Origin of the sequence: Pseudomonas petroselini, from assembly GCF_045037875.1 — a bacterium.
Classification (GTDB): Bacteria; Pseudomonadota; Gammaproteobacteria; order Pseudomonadales; family Pseudomonadaceae; genus Aquipseudomonas; species Aquipseudomonas petroselini.
On the sequence record NZ_CP173614.1, the window covers coordinates 3019176 to 3034275 of the forward strand.

14 protein-coding genes are annotated in these 15100 nt (G+C 57.5%); 9 read left to right on the forward strand and 5 right to left on the reverse strand.

Annotation, left to right across the window (positions count from 1 at the left end; genetic code table 11):
* Nucleotides 1-70: 70 nt before the first annotated feature.
* Both ACI512_RS14215 and ACI512_RS14220 read right to left on the reverse strand, forming a co-directional pair.
* Nucleotides 71-343: a DUF1652 domain-containing protein gene (locus tag ACI512_RS14215; RefSeq protein WP_012723405.1), complete on the reverse strand. Its 273-nt coding sequence runs from the start codon at nt 341-343 to the stop codon at nt 71-73.
* A gap of 109 nt (nt 344-452) precedes the next feature.
* The gene (locus tag ACI512_RS14220) at nt 453-1943 is read right to left on the reverse strand and encodes a PAS domain S-box protein (protein WP_236378607.1); all 1491 of its coding nucleotides are present in this window, start codon (nt 1941-1943) and stop codon (nt 453-455) included.
* A 197-nt stretch (nt 1944-2140) separates the two neighbouring features.
* On the opposite strand from ACI512_RS14220, the gene ACI512_RS14225 reads away from it, so the two are divergent.
* The gene (locus tag ACI512_RS14225; RefSeq protein ID WP_064055492.1) at nt 2141-3109 is read left to right on the forward strand and encodes a hypothetical protein; all 969 of its coding nucleotides are present in this window, start codon (nt 2141-2143) and stop codon (nt 3107-3109) included.
* A 111-nt stretch (nt 3110-3220) separates the two neighbouring features.
* Entirely contained in the window at nt 3221-3841 is a 621-nt protein-coding gene (locus ACI512_RS14230; protein ID WP_012723408.1) for a hypothetical protein, read from the forward strand.
* 52 nt (nt 3842-3893) lie between these two features.
* On the opposite strand, the gene ACI512_RS14235 is transcribed toward ACI512_RS14230, so the two are convergent.
* From ACI512_RS14235 to ACI512_RS14245, 3 genes are all read right to left on the reverse strand, one after another.
* Nucleotides 3894-5066, reverse strand: a complete 1173-nt coding sequence (locus tag ACI512_RS14235; RefSeq protein WP_064055493.1) for a hypothetical protein — start codon at nt 5064-5066, stop codon at nt 3894-3896.
* Between the two features lie 14 nt (nt 5067-5080).
* A complete protein-coding gene (locus ACI512_RS14240; protein WP_046035930.1) occupies nt 5081-5968 on the reverse strand; it encodes a nitrilase family protein in 888 nt (295 codons plus the stop codon).
* Between the two features lie 112 nt (nt 5969-6080).
* The gene (locus tag ACI512_RS14245) at nt 6081-8030 is read right to left on the reverse strand and encodes an FAD-dependent oxidoreductase (protein WP_236378609.1); all 1950 of its coding nucleotides are present in this window, start codon (nt 8028-8030) and stop codon (nt 6081-6083) included.
* A gap of 571 nt (nt 8031-8601) precedes the next feature.
* On the opposite strand from ACI512_RS14245, the gene ACI512_RS14250 reads away from it, so the two are divergent.
* The 7 genes from ACI512_RS14250 to ACI512_RS14280 all read left to right on the forward strand — a co-directional run bounded on the left by ACI512_RS14250 (nt 8602) and on the right by ACI512_RS14280 (nt 15097).
* The gene (locus ACI512_RS14250) at nt 8602-8787 is read left to right on the forward strand and encodes a type II toxin-antitoxin system HicA family toxin (RefSeq protein ID WP_082894011.1); all 186 of its coding nucleotides are present in this window, start codon (nt 8602-8604) and stop codon (nt 8785-8787) included.
* A 53-nt stretch (nt 8788-8840) separates the two neighbouring features.
* Complete coding sequence (locus ACI512_RS14255; protein ID WP_064055496.1) at nt 8841-9242, forward strand: type II toxin-antitoxin system HicB family antitoxin; 402 nt, start codon at nt 8841-8843, stop codon at nt 9240-9242.
* Nucleotides 9243-9281: 39 nt separating this feature from the next.
* The gene (locus tag ACI512_RS14260) at nt 9282-9626 is read left to right on the forward strand and encodes an FKBP-type peptidyl-prolyl cis-trans isomerase (protein ID WP_064055497.1); all 345 of its coding nucleotides are present in this window, start codon (nt 9282-9284) and stop codon (nt 9624-9626) included.
* A gap of 12 nt (nt 9627-9638) precedes the next feature.
* Nucleotides 9639-10244, forward strand: coding sequence for a GNAT family N-acetyltransferase (locus ACI512_RS14265; RefSeq protein WP_236378751.1), 606 nt, complete (start codon nt 9639-9641; stop codon nt 10242-10244).
* Nucleotides 10245-10741: 497 nt separating this feature from the next.
* Nucleotides 10742-13447, forward strand: a complete 2706-nt coding sequence (gene mgtA / locus ACI512_RS14270; RefSeq protein ID WP_046035934.1) for a magnesium-translocating P-type ATPase — start codon at nt 10742-10744, stop codon at nt 13445-13447.
* A gap of 16 nt (nt 13448-13463) precedes the next feature.
* Nucleotides 13464-14180, forward strand: a complete 717-nt coding sequence (locus ACI512_RS14275; protein WP_012723416.1) for an MgtC/SapB family protein — start codon at nt 13464-13466, stop codon at nt 14178-14180.
* A gap of 290 nt (nt 14181-14470) precedes the next feature.
* Complete coding sequence (locus ACI512_RS14280; protein ID WP_012723417.1) at nt 14471-15097, forward strand: response regulator transcription factor; 627 nt, start codon at nt 14471-14473, stop codon at nt 15095-15097.
* Nucleotides 15098-15100: the final 3 nt, after the last annotated feature.

Sequence of the window (15100 nt, forward strand, 5' to 3'; positions counted from 1 at the left end):
CGCGTTACCTTCCCAGCGAAGAAAGCAGGGGGTGCTTACTCCACTAAGAAACTACCCCCGCACGCTGAGCTTATTGCTGCGTCGCTGAAGGCAAATCATCCAGCGTGAGCTTACCCACGTTGTTGCATTGCAATTCGTAGCGCAGCTCTTCCACCATCTTTTCAACTTCTTGCGGGGTCTGCAGCCGGTTCGTGCTGATCCCGGTCACCACCAAGTCCACGCGGCCGGTTTCAGCGTCGTAGACCTTGAGCGTCAGGGACGCATCCCGGCACAACGTGAATTCACATGTCAGCGGCGACAGGCCTTCTTCGATGCAATTTCGCAATTGAGAGAGGGTAAACATGCTGTTTCCTTCAAGGCATAAGTTTCGACCCTTGAAGGTTAAGGACTGGCCCCTGGCGCCATAAGGCGAATTCGCACTAGGTGCACTAGTGCATTTGCACTTAAAGGGTTTACTTTTTAAGACGCAACTCACCCGCAAACAGCCCGCGTTCACGGGCCCAGACGATGGCTGCGCTGCGGCTGTGCACCCCCAGTTTCGAGTACACCGTGGCGACATGATTGCGCACCGTATTGGGCGCCAGTTTCAGCCGCGAGGCGATCTCCTTGTCGGCCAGGCCTTCGCAAATCAAGCCCAGCACATCGCGCTCGCGGGCCGTGAGGTCGGTAAAGCTGATATTGGGTTGGTTGGGACTGTTGACGCTCTTGGCGTTGGCCAGTTTTTCGATGAGGGTCTGGCTGAACCAGGAGGCGTCCTGCATCACCTCTTCGATGGCGGCCACCAGTTCCAGTTCCGAGCGTTTGCGTTCGGTGATGTTCATCATCACCAGCAAGTAGCAGGGCACGTCCTGAATGATCACGGTGTCGGCAGAGACCACACAGTCGATCACCTCATTGCCTTTTTTACGCACCTTGAGGTCCTGGCCGTCGAGATTGCCGGCTTTTTCCAGGCTGGCGAACAATTGCGCACCCGCTTGGGGGCTGTCGATGAAGTCGATGTCTTCGACGGACTTGCCGATCAGTTCCTCGCTGGTATAGCCGGTGAGACTCATGAACGCTTCGTTGATGTCCACCACCTGGCGGTTGGCGGCGCTGCACACCAGGGTGGGCACCGGGGTCAGGCGGAAAGACTTGGCGAAGCGTTCCTCACTCTGGCGCAGGGCGATTTCCGCTTTGCGTCGCGGCTCCAGGTCCATGAAGGAAAACAGCATGCAGTCCTCTTCGTTCATGTCCAGCGGCTGGCCGGCGACGATCACCAGTTTGCTGCCACCTTCGGGCAGTCTCAGTTCGGCCTGCATTTGCGGGATGGTCGCGCCTTCGCCCAGGCGCTGGATGGCCAGGTCCTTGCGTTCGGCCTGTTCCAGTACGTCCAGTTCATACACGGATTTGCCGATGACTTGGTCGCGGTTGTAGCCGGTCATTTCCAGAAAACCCTGGTTCACCTTGATGTAACGCAGGTCGCTCAAGCGGCAGATCACCGCGGGCGCCGGATTGGCGTTGAAGGTTTTCTCGAACCGCTGCTCGGCGCTCGCCCATTCGGTGGCGTCGCTGAGGATCAGCACCAGCAATTCCGGTTCGTCGTGCGAGTCCGTGATGATCAGGCTGCGCAGGCGATGGACCCAGGTCTTATCGGCGTCAGCGATGGGGGTGCATTCGACCACCACATCACTGAACTCTTCGCCTGCGGCTACGCGGGCGAGGGGGTAGTTTTCCAGTAGCACCGGATGATTGTTGCGATAGCGCAGGGCGAAGTGTTCGGCGTAGGCCTGGGTATTGGCACCCAGTGCCGTGACGTCATCAATGCCGTGCATGTTCAGTGCAGCTTCATTGGCCCAGAGGATGGTCTGGTCGACCTCAGCGAGGATGATCCCGTCGGACACACCGGAGATTATTTGCTGCAGTTGGCGACGGTTGGTTTCTTTGGCGAGAACATCCTGGGTCATAGAATCTCCGGGTTTTGGGCGCATGAAAAGTACGACACCCGCGTATCAGGATAGTGCAGAGAAAGTGCAGGCAGGGGAGTGCGAATGCACCAGGCCGCCTGGTGCATTTGGGCCACGACTGAACGTATGTCGTTTCGCCACACTCACACCCATCAAGGCATTTCGCCTTGCTCCCATAACGTGTGAAGGACCTCTGTATGACCACTGTCTATGAAACCAATCGCTCGCTGTTTCGTGTGTCCTGGAGCTCGGTGCTCGCCGGTAGTGCAATTGCCCTGGTGACCTATCTGGTACTCAGTGTGCTGGGCACGGCCATCGGTGCCAGCGCGGTCAACCCCATGGAAGCCGGTAACCCGCTGAGCGGTTTCGGCACCGGGGCAGGGATCTGGCTGTTCGTCTCCACGCTGGTTGCCATCGGCGTTGGCGCGTTTGTCGCCGGCCGCACGGCACCGGATCGCGGCGGCCTCCACGGCGTGCTGACCTGGACCGTCACCACCTTGCTCACCACCTGGCTGCTGGCTGGCTTGGCCGCCAGTGTCGTCGGCACTGCCGGCAATGTGGTCGGTAAAGGCCTGTCGGCTGCAGGCAGTGGTATCGCCGCGGCGGCGCCAGGCATTGGTGACAGCATCAAGCAACAACTGAACGAGCAGGGTATCCAGTTGGATTGGAACAGCCTGCAAGGCGAACTCGATACCTTGCTCAAGCAGAGCGGCAAGCCTGAACTGGACCCGGCTAACGTCGAGCAGAAGACCGACCAGGCCGCCGCCGATGGCAAACAGTCCGCCACCGCCGCAGCGACCGACCCTGCCCAGGCCGGCGATGCGCTGAAGCAATGGTTCGAGCGCGTCAAAGCCTCCGGTGAGCCCGCGCTGAACGCGGCCGATAAAGAAGCCCTGGTCAACATCGTGGCTGCCCGTACCGGCAAGAGCAAAGAAGAAGCCACGCAGATCGTCGACAACTACGCCCAGGCCTATCAACAGGCCATGCAGAAGGTCGATGAGCTGAAACAACAGGCTGAACAAAAAGCCCGTGAAGCCGCCGAAGTGGCCGCCAAGCAACTGTCGCGCGCTGCCTGGAGCACCTTGGCCATGCTGTTGCTGGGTGCGGCCTTGAGCTTTTTTGTGGGTCGCCTGGCGCTGACCAACCGTCGCGTGCCGTTGGCTTAAACCTTTGTGGCGAGTGGCAAGGACGCCGCTTTACCCGTCACGGCAGCGCTGTACTTGAGTGTGATACGCGTAAACTGGCGGCCTTTTACGCGTATGACACACAGGTGCCCCTTGAGCGCAGGCAAAGCCGTCGGACTGTTACTCCTCTCTTCTCTGTTGGCGGCGTGCGGTACTTCACCGCCACGCAACCCCAACGATCTCTGCAGCATCTTCCGTGAAAAGGACGACTGGTACGACGCCGCCAAAGTCACGCAAAAGCGTTGGGGCGTGCCGATCCAGGTGCCGTTCGCCATCATGTACCAAGAGTCGGGTTTCCATCAGGACGCCTTGGCCCCACGCAAATACCTGCTGTGGATCATCCCCTGGGGCCGCGTCTCTACCGCCGCCGGTTACGCCCAGGCCAAGGATGAGGTGTGGAACGACTACCGCAAAAGCACCGGCCGCAGCGGCGCCAGTCGCCATGACTTCGACGACGCCATCGACTTTGTCGGCTGGTACATGGACAAGACCTACAGCGTCAACGGCGTGTACAAATACGACGCCTACGGCCAGTACCTGAACTACCACGAAGGCTGGGGCGGCTACCGCCAGCGCACCTACGCCAGCAAAGCCTGGTTGCCGCCGGTGGCCAGCAAGGTTCAGGCGCGCTCGCAGATGTATGCGCAGCAATATGCGGGGTGTAAGGATGATTTGGGGCGCGGATTCTGGAGTCGGTTTTGGCGGTGGTTGTGAGAGACCGAAAGCTGTTCCCACGCTGCAGAAGGCGCGCAGCGTGGGAAGGCTCTTACGCTTGAACTAACCAACCTACCAGCGGCACTATCATCAATGTACTCAACGCCATTGAAGTGACATTACCTATATACGGGTGAACGTGTGCGGGCACGCGCGCTGCAATCGCACAGGCCAATGGCGGCGCGATTAGCGCCCCGAGCAGTGCACTCGAAGCAATGACTGTCCAACTACCACCATGGGTCAATACAGCCGCAGGCACGACGGATACCAGTGGCACGTAGGTTGGGTACCAGCCTCGTTTGATCCACTGTTTTCGCCAGATCACGACACCTGACAACGATGTCAGCGCTTGGGCGCCCAGCAACGGCAAGACCAGGCCTGATCCATACGCCGGGCTGACGGGGTTCAGGGCGTATGCCAATAACACGCCTGCCAGCAACCCGAGACTGGCGAGTTCGTTCCCAAAAAACGGCGCTTCGGAAAAGTCTGCCAGTACCCGTCGAAGGCTCCAGGCTATCCCGTAAGTCGGCGGTTTTGCAGGCGCCGGTCTGGCGGGGGCGATGTAATCGGAACGCACCAGCAAGGGCACTCGACGACACAGTACAAACGCTATGACACTGCCGACGGCCATGCCCACCACGTTGCCGATAACCACTGGAAGACCTAGCGGTACGCACACGAAGTTCACGATCAACAAGCACATAGGCGTCACCAGCAATGCGCCCAGCACCGCACCGTTTATCGCAACTTTCCAGCCGCCACCGAACATCAGCACCATCGCCGCCGGTAATGAGACGAACGCCGCGAACGTCGGTTGCCACGTCTGTGCGGTGACGCTCCAGCCCCACAGTAGATTGCTCAGCAGTAGCCCCAACAGTGAACTGGTTATCAGCCAAGGCCACAGTCCCGTTCCGTAGGAAATGGAAAATCCCTGCCAGGTCTTACCGTGCTTGCTCGCCCACCAAGCCAGGTAAGCGCCGCCCAGCAAGCCGAGTGATGCAAGTTCATGCTTGTAGAAGGCTACTTCACTGATATCCCCCAGTATCCACCGTAGCCACGCAACCGGATGGGGCAGGCTCGCGACCATCTCGGCATAGCCCGGCCATGAGCCTTGAGTGCTCAGCGCTACCCAAAGCACCAGCAGTACGCTACTCAACCCCAGCATCAGGACGGTGACGTCCATCCAGGAGCAACCGGATCTCGTTTCGGTAATGAGTGTTTTCATGCTGTGCCCTCCGATCAACGCGGAAGGGCGGGGTGTTGGGAGTAACCGAGCATTTGATCGTAGAGATCATTACGTCGATCACGTTGCAGGTCATTGAGGCTGTTCCAGATCGGAGCACTGCGGGCGCTGGTGACATCAATGTCCGCGAACAGGATTTCCTGGCGATTGGCCGAAGCTACCGCGCCAATCGGCCAGCCGTTGGTGCCGGCAATCAACGAGCATCCGAGGTAGCGCGCTCCACGCTCTTCGCCAATGCGGCTGGCGGCGGCGATAAACACATTATTGACGTGGGCGGCGGTCATCGTCAGGTATGACGCCATGCATTTGCCTGCCTCATCGAATAGCGGCGGTGGCGTCCACACCCAGTTATTCAGGCTGCAAATAATATCGGCACCTTGCTGGCCAAGAATGCGGGGCACCTCCGGGAACCAGATATCCCAACAAATCAGCAAGCCAATACGGCCGATCGGCGTTTCAAACACTGGAAAGCCCGTATTGCCAGGGGTGAACCATAGCTTTTCCAGGTTCCACAAATGCGCTTTGCGGTATTTGCCGATAAACCCGTCAGGACCTAGCAGCACGGCCGTATTGAACAACTGCATACCGTCTATTTCGCACAGGCCAGCCACCAGATAAACCTGATGCCTGCAGGCAAAATCTATCCATGCCTGCACACTGGTACCGTCTGGAACCAGTTCGGCGTGATCAAAAGCATCCTGGCGACTGCTGAAAAAATACCCGCAATTGGTGAGCTCAGGCAGCACGATCAGGTTGGCTCCGCCGTTTGCCGCTTCGGTTGCCAGTGCAAGACTTTGATGCAAGTTATTGGCTCGGTTATTCATGCCAACCTGAGGATCAAGTTGTATGACCGCTACGCGTGCAGGGCTTGCTGGTTCGCTCATGGAGGTGACCTCTTATTGTTATACAACCGGAAATCGGTTGGGTGTTTATAAGAGGCGAGCAAATGTTTAATTGAAAGTCGGGCGATTCCCGTTGCGTTGTAGTCTCTTTCTTTTACGGTTCGGCTTTGTAGGTGGGATAGTCCTGCATAGTAAAACTTCCGTTGAATGTTGCATGGGTTTTGTTGCAAATGTTTATCACGGTATCCACTGCTCCTCTGAAACAGGGTTCCGTCCAGCCTGCATCGACGGAAAAAGACTCCCCACAGAGGTAAAGGCCTGACGTATGAGAAAAGTTACGATTATATTGCAGTAGTTTCATAGCGTTATAGTAAGTACCTGCACGGTAAAGCTTTGCGCAACCCAGTGAGTTTTTATCGTTCATCCAGCGTTGCACGACCGCTTGTTTGCGTCCGATGTAGGGTGATATTTTTTCTTTTATGTTTGTGGATTTCAACAGGATTCGGTCAAGGTCTTCGATGCATTTGTCAACAAGTTCTTCATCGCTGAACACCGATAACTTTGTGGCATCATCTTCCCACGTATAGCTGAGTAGGATGCAATCATAGGTGTTGGTGTTGTTGTAGCGGTACGTGTATACATCATGAACTAAACTGTCTGTCACGAGCGTCTGTGGGATGTTCTTGTTGTGAGAGAGGAACGACTTTTTAAGCGGGGCGTACACTTTACAGCTGGTTTCCCAGTGAGCTGATTTGTAGGCTTCTGTGATCTCGAATGGGAGCATTTCCTGGCTGAAGCCTTCAATGGATACCTGTGTTTCGATCAGCCATGAGGGCAGCGTCATTACGACAGAATCGCAATCGATGAATGCGCTGCTCGATGTTACTTTTGGGGCGATGCTCCAGTCGTAATAGACGCGTATTTGCCCGTTGTTAAGTTTCTTCAGTTTTGTCACTGCACTGCTGGTCAATAACCCGGACTGACTTTTTATGAGGTGTTCGTACAAGGAATCCTGCGTTTCGCCGGGTTTGATGAAGAGCAGGGACTCGGCCAGCGATCCAAGGCCGATGTAGTTTGGTTTGTTGAACGCAATGCCTCTCGAATCCAACGTCTCGGGAGCATCCAAGTAAGGCGAGGCCATGAGGGTGCCGTCCGCGTTTACGCGGCCGTGGATCAATTGCAGATGACTACTGAACCCGAATATTGCCGTGCGTAGCGGATAGAGCGCGCAGACGTCATAAAACGCTCCCCAACTGCCATCACCAATTCCGATCGCGTAGAAAACAGCCGACTCCTGCGCCGTCATGCCCATGCCACCAAAGTTTCCAGGGTTGCTTTGATTCCAGTTGTCGATACTTGGCATTTTGACCAGGTCGCGAAAGGAAATACCTTCATATGTTCTGACTATCGACGCCCACATGTCCTCCCAGTGCTCAGCCCCATAATGTTCGGCGATGATCCGCGTCATGCGTTCGGCGAAGACTTTCCATTTTGCAAAAACGTTGCCCAACGTTTGACCCGGAGGCGGGGTTTTCCCATCGGCGTTTTTCCAGATGAGCATGGTGGGTTCTGTGCTGTTATCGATGCTTCCCTCTCGCAGGTAGATGCCCGTTGAGCGCACTGCAGGGCTACCCGGGTTTGGAAAGTCTGAATGACGTAATTCGAACGCATTGGCGTAATAGGCCATCAGTGATCGCCCCTCTTTAGGGGGCTCGCTTGAGTGGTTGAAGAACGGCATCCTCATTGCCCCCATCTCGAAAGGTGGTCTGCCGACAGTGTTGGTATTGTTGTGCCCAAGGGCGGTAAGGTGCCTGCCGCCAATGCGTGTCGATTTTTCAAGTAAAGTCAGGTTGGTGAAACCGCATCGATACAGTTCGCGTGCGGTTGTTAAGCCTGTAATGCCCGCGCCGATGATGCAGATTTTATGTTGGGTTTCAGTGGCCAGCGCGATGCCATTTACTTGCTCCACCAACGCGCGGTAGTCAAAGCACAAATCAGGCGGGTTGGGGTATGTCGCTCTCCATTTATTCTTGCTGGAGCGCTTTTCTCGATGATGCCGTTGAGCGATGTCGGCAGAGTAGTTGAAGTTGGAACCGATGGTCATTCTGATATTCCCTATTCAGAGTTAATGGGCTCTTCATAGGTTGAACGCGGGCGCTGTTAGCCTGAAATAAGCTGGCGTGACTTTTTGGCGAGGGTAAGTCGTATTCTTTCGTAAGGGCAGTGCCGACGACCAATGGTGAGGGAGTATGCCCCCTCACCCTGATAGCACTGTATTAGCTCGGCTGTATACACGGCAGCGTCCGATCCACCAAAACGCAGGGCCGTGATTTGAGCGGCGCAAGCGGTCGAGATCCTCTCGGAATCGTCCTGCAAGTTAAAGGGAAATGTCGCCGATCTGGCTCCTGTGACCGCTTCAAGATTCTGCGTGGCTGTGCAGAACTCAAGATAGCCGACGCTTATCCGGTCAAATTCCACCCGCCTTTTGTACCCACCGAAACCTGGGCACAAAAACTGACATTAGTTTGCTCGCGTGAGGGAGTTGCACATCGTCATCATCGCGTCACATAAGCCCGCTTGCAGGTAAAGCGGGCCTTTTCATGAGTGTGTCTCGTGTGTACAAATAACGCATTGCCATGCGGCGGTGTGTAATATACACACCTAAGGGTTGGGCGATGAGAAGTCGAGAGCTGATTGACCTGCTGGTTGCGGAGGGTTGGTTTGAGGTGGCAGTTAAAGGCAGTCACCATCAGTTCAAACACCCTGTGAAGCGGGGGCGAATAACCGTCCCTCATCCCAAGTCGGAGATCGCCAAAGGCACTCTGCACAGTATTTTCAAATCAGCCGGTCTCAAATATTGATGCTGCTGAATGAGTTGGACGAGCTCCTGAGGGGCTTGTCTAGAGGAGGAGCAATGAAATTCCCGGTGGTCGTGCACAAAGATGCTGACTCGGATTACAGCGTGACGGTCCCTGACGTGCCGGGTTGTTTCTCGGCGGGAGGGTCTTTTTCCGAAGCACTGGATAATGTCCGCGAGGCATTGGCTTTGCATCTCGAAGGGCTGGTTGCCGATCAGGAACGGCTTCCTCAGGCACTGGAGGTTGATGCGCATTTAAGTAACCCGGATTTCGCCGGTGGCGTTTGGGCGATTGTCGACTTTGATCTCACGCCCTATCTGGGTAAGTCGGTACGGTTCAATGCTTCTTTGCCTGAACACCTGTTGCAACGTATTGATGAGCGTGTGCAAAAGGACCACCGCTATGCATCGCGGTCAGGTTTCTTAGCGACGGCAGCCTTGCGCGAACTCTCTGCTTAAAGCAACACAAGCAAACACTATGTATCCAAAGGGACGCCCATGAGCCACGAAGAACTCCAAATCACCGACCTCCGCCCCGGCACCGGCAAGACCGTGGTCAAGGGCGCGCTGATTACCACCCAATACACCGGCACCCTGGAAGACGGCACGGTGTTCGATTCGTCCTGGGAGCGGGGCAAGCCGTTTCAGTGTGTGATCGGTACCGGGCGTGTGATCAAGGGCTGGGACCAGGGCTTGATGGGCATGCAGGTGGGCGGTGTGCGCAGCTTGTTCGTGCCGGCGCATTTGGCTTATGGCGAGCGGTCGATGGGCGCACATATCAAGCCTAACAGTCATCTGCGCTTTGAGATCGAGTTGTTGGAAGTCCTGACGCGGGACGATTGAGGGCGGATGAACATGGACGTGGATGCGCACCTGTTGCCGGGGGGCTCCGTTGCGGGCATTCGGGTGACTGAGCTGGACGGTGGGGATGCAGCCGAGTTGCAGCGGTTTTTTGAACGCGCACCGGATTACTTCGTCGCCGTGAATGGCGAGCCGGCCACGCCGACTGAAGCGCATGAGGAGTTGCTGGGGCAGTTGCCGGTAGGGTGGACATGCCGGCGGATGTATTGGCTGGGTTACCGCGATCAGGACAATGAGCTGGTGGCGGTGGTGAACATTGCGGCGGATGTGTTGGCGGTCGGCGTCTGGCATATCGGTCTGTTGCTGGTGGATGCACGGTTGCACGGCACCGGGCTGGCGCACCAGCTGCATGCGGATCTTGAAGCGTGGGTGGTTCGCAATGACGGCCAATGGTTGCGGTTGACGGTGGTCATCGGCAACACCCGTGCTGAACGTTTCTGGCCAAAACTCGGTTATGTGCAGGTGCGTACCCGTGAAGGAATCACGATGGGGCGGCAGGTGAACAGGGTGTCGATTCAGGTCAAGGCATTGGGCGGTGGGCAGGTGGATGATTACCTGGCATTGGTGGCAAGGGACCGACCGGACACCGCGTCACAGTAAATGTACACCCAAGCCTATGGGCGGGAGCTTGCTTCCTCCCACATTTGATCCTCAGTGGGCCCAGGAAAAGGCGTACCTGAACCCTCCCTGAAGAATCTTCTTATTCATCATTCGGAAGCTTTCCTACGGTTTACTCTCCTAGTATCGGGGCGTAAGCTTCGCGCGTTTTCATCAATTGCGGAGACCCTCAGTGGGTACTTGTTCGAGTGACAGTAGTCGGCCGGTTTCGTTGACCGGCATAGACTTGGCAAGGTAACGCGCATTTTCCAGATGCCGTTGTCTCGCCAATAAAGCGAGAAGCGGCATCGCGGCAGTGACCAGTCCTGGCTCCTGTCCGATTCCCTCTCATCGACGCTGACCAGCACCTGATTAACCTCGGGATGCTACGGACGCGCCTGCCTTTTACGGCGGGCGGGCCAAGCCGGCTGTGCCTTTAAAACGGGCGCGGTGCGCGAGGCGGTACCTGCACGAGTGTTTCCTCGCGCAGGAGTAACACCATGAACTTCACACTGTTGAAAGAGTTCTTCGCCGGCTTCCTGCGGACCCGGCATATCGCCCGGCATTTCCGCCGCTTGGCGATGCTCGACACCGTGGCCGACGCCAGCGTCAGCCGCGAAGTGCCGCCGACCCTGGCGCAAACCCTGGTGATTTCGGCCAACAGCAGTGCCGTGCAATTGCTCGGCACGCTGGGCAGCCACTCCGAAGGCTTGAACACCCAGGAAGCCGACGCCCTGCGCGTGCAATACGGCCTCAACGAAGTCGAGCACGAGCAGCCGCTGCCGTGGTGGGTGCACCTGTGGCATTGCTACAAAAACCCCTTCAACCTGCTGCTGACTTTGCTGGCGGTGATCTCCTGGCTGACCGAGGACATGAAGGCGGCCACGGTGATTTTCTCCATGGTGGTGCTCTCGACACTGCTGCGCTTCTGGCAGGAGGCCAAGTCGAACAAGGCGGCCGACGCCCTCAAGGCGATGGTGAGCAACACGGCGACCGTGCTGCGTCGGGATGAAACCAAGCGCATCGAGCTGCCGATCAAACACTTGGTGCCGGGTGACCTGATCGTGCTGTCGGCCGGTGACATGATTCCCGCCGACTGCCGTGTCATCAGTGCCAAGGACCTGTTCGTGAGCCAGGCGGCGATGACCGGCGAATCGATGCCGGTGGAGAAGTTCGCCCAGCAGCAAGATGCCAACACCCGTAACCCGCTGGACCTGGAAAACATCCTGTTCATGGGCACCAACGTGGTGTCCGGCGCGGCGACGGCGGTGATCCTGACCACCGGCAACAGCACCTATTTCGGTGCGTTGGCCCAGCGCGTCACCGCTACCGACCGCGCGACCACCTCGTTCCAGCAAGGCGTCAACAAGGTCAGTTGGTTGCTCATCCGCTTCATGTTCGTGATGGCGCCACTGGTGCTGTTCATCAACGGGTTCACCAAGGGTGACTGGACTGAAGCGCTGTTGTTCGCGCTGTCGATTGCCGTGGGCCTGACCCCGGAAATGCTGCCGATGATCGTCACCTCGACCCTGGCCAAAGGCGCGGTGTTTCTCTCGCGTAAAAAAGTCATCGTCAAGCGCCTGGACGCGATCCAGAACTTCGGCGCCATGGACGTGCTGTGCACCGACAAGACCGGCACCCTGACCCAGGACAGGATTTTTCTCGCGCGCCATGTGGACGTGTGGGGGGAAGAGTCCGACGACGTGTTGGAAATGGCCTACCTCAACAGCTACTACCAGACGGGCCTGAAAAACCTGTTGGACGTGGCGGTGTTGGAGCATGTGGAGGTGCATCGCGAGCTGAAGGTGGGTACGGCGTTCCAGAAAGTCGATGAGATCCCGTTCGACTTCAATCGTCGCCGCATGTCCGTCGTGGTCGCCGAGCAAGGCCAGCCACACCTGTTGATCTGCAAAGGGGCGGTCGAAGAGATTCTGTCGGTCTGCAACAACGTGCGCCATGGCGACGTCAACGAAGCGCTGACCGATGACCTGCTGGCGCGCATTCGCCAGGTCACCGCCGCGTTCAACGAAGAAGGCCTGCGCGTGGTGGCCGTGGCCGCGCAACCGATGGCGCCGGGGCGCGACACCTACAGCCTGGCGGATGAAAAAAATCTCACGTTGATCGGTTATGTGGCTTTTCTCGACCCACCGAAGGAAAGCACCGCGCCTGCGCTCAAGGCTCTCAAAGCCCACGGCGTCGCCGTGAAAGTGCTGACAGGGGACAACGAACTGGTCACCGCTAAAATCTGCCGCGAAGTGGGCCTGGAGCAACAGGGCCTGCTGATGGGCAATGACATCGAGGACATGACCGACGCCGAGCTGGCCAAGGCCGTGGAAACCACCAATGTGTTCGCCAAGCTGACGCCGTCCCACAAGGAGCGCATCGTGCGCCTGCTCAAGGCTAACGGGCATGTGGTGGGCTTTATGGGGGATGGCATCAACGACGCGCCGGCGCTGCGTACTGCCGATATCGGGATTTCGGTCGACAGTGCGGTGGATATCGCCAAGGAAGCCGCCGACATCATCCTGTTGGAAAAGAGCCTGATGATTCTGGAGGAGGGCGTGCTGGAAGGCCGGCGTACCTTCGCCAACATGCTCAAGTACATCAAGATGACTGCCAGTTCCAACTTCGGCAACGTGTTTTCGGTGCTGGTGGCCAGTGCGTTTATTCCGTTCCTGCCGATGCTGCCGATGCACCTGCTGGTGCAGAACCTGCTGTATGACATTTCGCAGATCGCGATTCCGTTCGATAACGTCGACGCAGAGATGCTCGCCAAGCCGCAACGCTGGCAGCCCGGCGATGTGGGGCGGTTCATGCTGTTTTTCGGGCCGATCAGTTCGATCTTTGACATCACCACGTTCGCGCTCATGTGGTATGTCTTCGATGCCAACACCCCGGACCACCAGACGCTGTTCCAGTCCGGCTGGTTCGTGGTGGGGCTGCTGACCCAGACGCTGATCGTGCACATGATCCGCACCCCGAAAATCCCGTTCCTGCAGAGCCGTGCGGCGATGCCGTTGATGGTGATGACCGGTGTGATCATGGCCGTGGGGATTTTCCTGCCGATGGGGCCGCTGGCGCACTACTTCAAATTGCAGGCGCTGCCGTCGCTGTACTTTGTGTTCCTGCCGGTGATCCTGCTGGCGTACATGGCGCTGACCCAGGCGGTGAAGGGCTACTACATCCGTAAGTTCGGCTGGCAATAAACAGGGAAGATTTTCTATGCAAGCAATCGACAACATCAACCTCAATTCCCTGGTTGATACGCTGGTCAGCCTCACCGCGGCCTTCATCCTCGGTGGCCTGATCGGTTTCGAGCGCCAGTACCGACAGCGCACGGCAGGTCTGCGGACCAACGTGCTGGTGGCGGTGGGCGCGGCGATCTTCGTCGACATGGCGAACCGTCTCGGCGGTGCGGAAGGCGCGGTGCGGGTGGTGGCGTATGTGGTCTCGGGCATCGGCTTTCTCGGCGCCGGCGTGATCATGCGCGAAGAAGGCAACGTGCGTGGGCTCAACACGGCCGCCACCCTCTGGGCGTCGGCGGCGGTGGGTGCCTGCGCGGGTGCCGACCTGATCCTGGAAGCGCTGCTGGGCACCCTGTTTGTGCTGGCGGCCAACACCTTGCTGCGGCCGATCGTCAATAACATCAACCGTCAGCCGTTGGACGTGGTGTCGGCGGAGGTCACCAATATCCTGTATGTCATTGCACGGCGTACTCAGCAGAAAGCCGTATTGGCGTTGCTGGAAGCCGAGCTGGCGCGTTGTAACTATCCCGCCAGCGATGTCGACGTGCGCCCCTTCGGCACGGAGGAGGTGGAAATAGAAGCCACCCTGGCCGTGACGTCGGTAGACGGTGACGAACTGGATGCGCTGGTGGCGCGAATTTCGATGTCTACCCTCGTCGTGCAGGCGTTCTGGAGCCCCAGTACTACCGAGTAGTCCCCGGCTGTAAGGCATTGTCCCGTGCAACGCGGGTCATGCTATCGCGAGGAAAAGTCCTACAATAATTCGAGACTATCCCTTCATTTGATAAGACACGCTGTTGTTAAGGTTTCCCGCTTGCGCCTCAGGAACCAGGGCGTGGCTCTATGTGTTTACCGTGTTTTATCAAAAGGAGGGGTCTGTACTGCCTGCAGAGTAATCAGCGCCGTTTGTCGGAACTGTTACTTTTCACAGGTAGATAGGTCCCGCGTGATATGTAAGCGTACTGATCCTCTCGGGGGAGTCTTATGAGCAAAGCTTTAATTGTGGATGATCACCCTTTTATACGCGCCACTGTGAAACATCTGTTGAAACAGGAAGGCTTCGTTGAAATCCTGGAAGCGGGCAACGGTGCCGACGCTATGCAGATTGCGCGGGTGCATCGTCCGGACCTGGTCATCCTCGATCTGGCAATGCCCAAGCTCGGCGGGTTGGAGGTGATCAGCCGGATCAAGGCGCTCGAACTGCCTTGCAAGATCCTGGTGCTGACCTCTTATCTTGCGGTGTTCTTCTCCACCCGCTGCATGCGCGCCGGGGCCATGGGCTTTGTGGCCAAGACGGGTGAGCTTGATGAGTTGCAAAAGGCAATCAGGGCGATCCGGTCTGGTTACAGTTGCTTCCCCAGCCTGCCCACCAGTTCAGTCCGCCGCGACGATTTGCAGACCACCGAGCAGGAATTGGTGGACGCACTGTCGGACCGCGAGCTGACCGTGTTGCAAAAGTTGGCGCTGGGCCTGGGCAACAAGGAAATCGCTGAGGACATGCTGTTGAGCCATAAGACTATCAGCACCTACAAGACGCGACTCAAGGAGAAGCTGCGCATGTCATCGGTAGTGCACCTGTCCAAGTTTGCGCAGCGCAACCACCTGATCTGATCT

Excerpts from the sequence above, each read along its gene's own strand:
- ACI512_RS14255 (WP_064055496.1), top strand. The coding sequence starts at position 8,841 with ATGAAATTCCCGGTGGTCGTGCACAAAGATGCTGACTCGGATTACAGC.
- ACI512_RS14225 (WP_064055492.1), top strand. The coding sequence starts at position 2,141 with ATGACCACTGTCTATGAAACCAATCGCTCGCTGTTTCGTGTGTCCTGG.
- ACI512_RS14265 (WP_236378751.1), top strand. The coding sequence starts at position 9,639 with ATGGACGTGGATGCGCACCTGTTGCCGGGGGGCTCCGTTGCGGGCATT.
- ACI512_RS14220 (WP_236378607.1), bottom strand. The coding sequence starts at position 1,943 with ATGACCCAGGATGTTCTCGCCAAAGAAACCAACCGTCGCCAACTGCAG.
- ACI512_RS14250 (WP_082894011.1), top strand. The coding sequence starts at position 8,602 with ATGAGAAGTCGAGAGCTGATTGACCTGCTGGTTGCGGAGGGTTGGTTT.
- ACI512_RS14215 (WP_012723405.1), bottom strand. The coding sequence starts at position 343 with ATGTTTACCCTCTCTCAATTGCGAAATTGCATCGAAGAAGGCCTGTCG.
- ACI512_RS14260 (WP_064055497.1), top strand. The coding sequence starts at position 9,282 with ATGAGCCACGAAGAACTCCAAATCACCGACCTCCGCCCCGGCACCGGC.
- ACI512_RS14235 (WP_064055493.1), bottom strand. The coding sequence starts at position 5,066 with ATGAAAACACTCATTACCGAAACGAGATCCGGTTGCTCCTGGATGGAC.
- ACI512_RS14275 (WP_012723416.1), top strand. The coding sequence starts at position 13,464 with ATGCAAGCAATCGACAACATCAACCTCAATTCCCTGGTTGATACGCTG.
- ACI512_RS14245 (WP_236378609.1), bottom strand. The coding sequence starts at position 8,030 with ATGACCATCGGTTCCAACTTCAACTACTCTGCCGACATCGCTCAACGG.
- ACI512_RS14280 (WP_012723417.1), top strand. The coding sequence starts at position 14,471 with ATGAGCAAAGCTTTAATTGTGGATGATCACCCTTTTATACGCGCCACT.
- ACI512_RS14240 (WP_046035930.1), bottom strand. The coding sequence starts at position 5,968 with ATGAGCGAACCAGCAAGCCCTGCACGCGTAGCGGTCATACAACTTGAT.
- mgtA (WP_046035934.1), top strand. The coding sequence starts at position 10,742 with ATGAACTTCACACTGTTGAAAGAGTTCTTCGCCGGCTTCCTGCGGACC.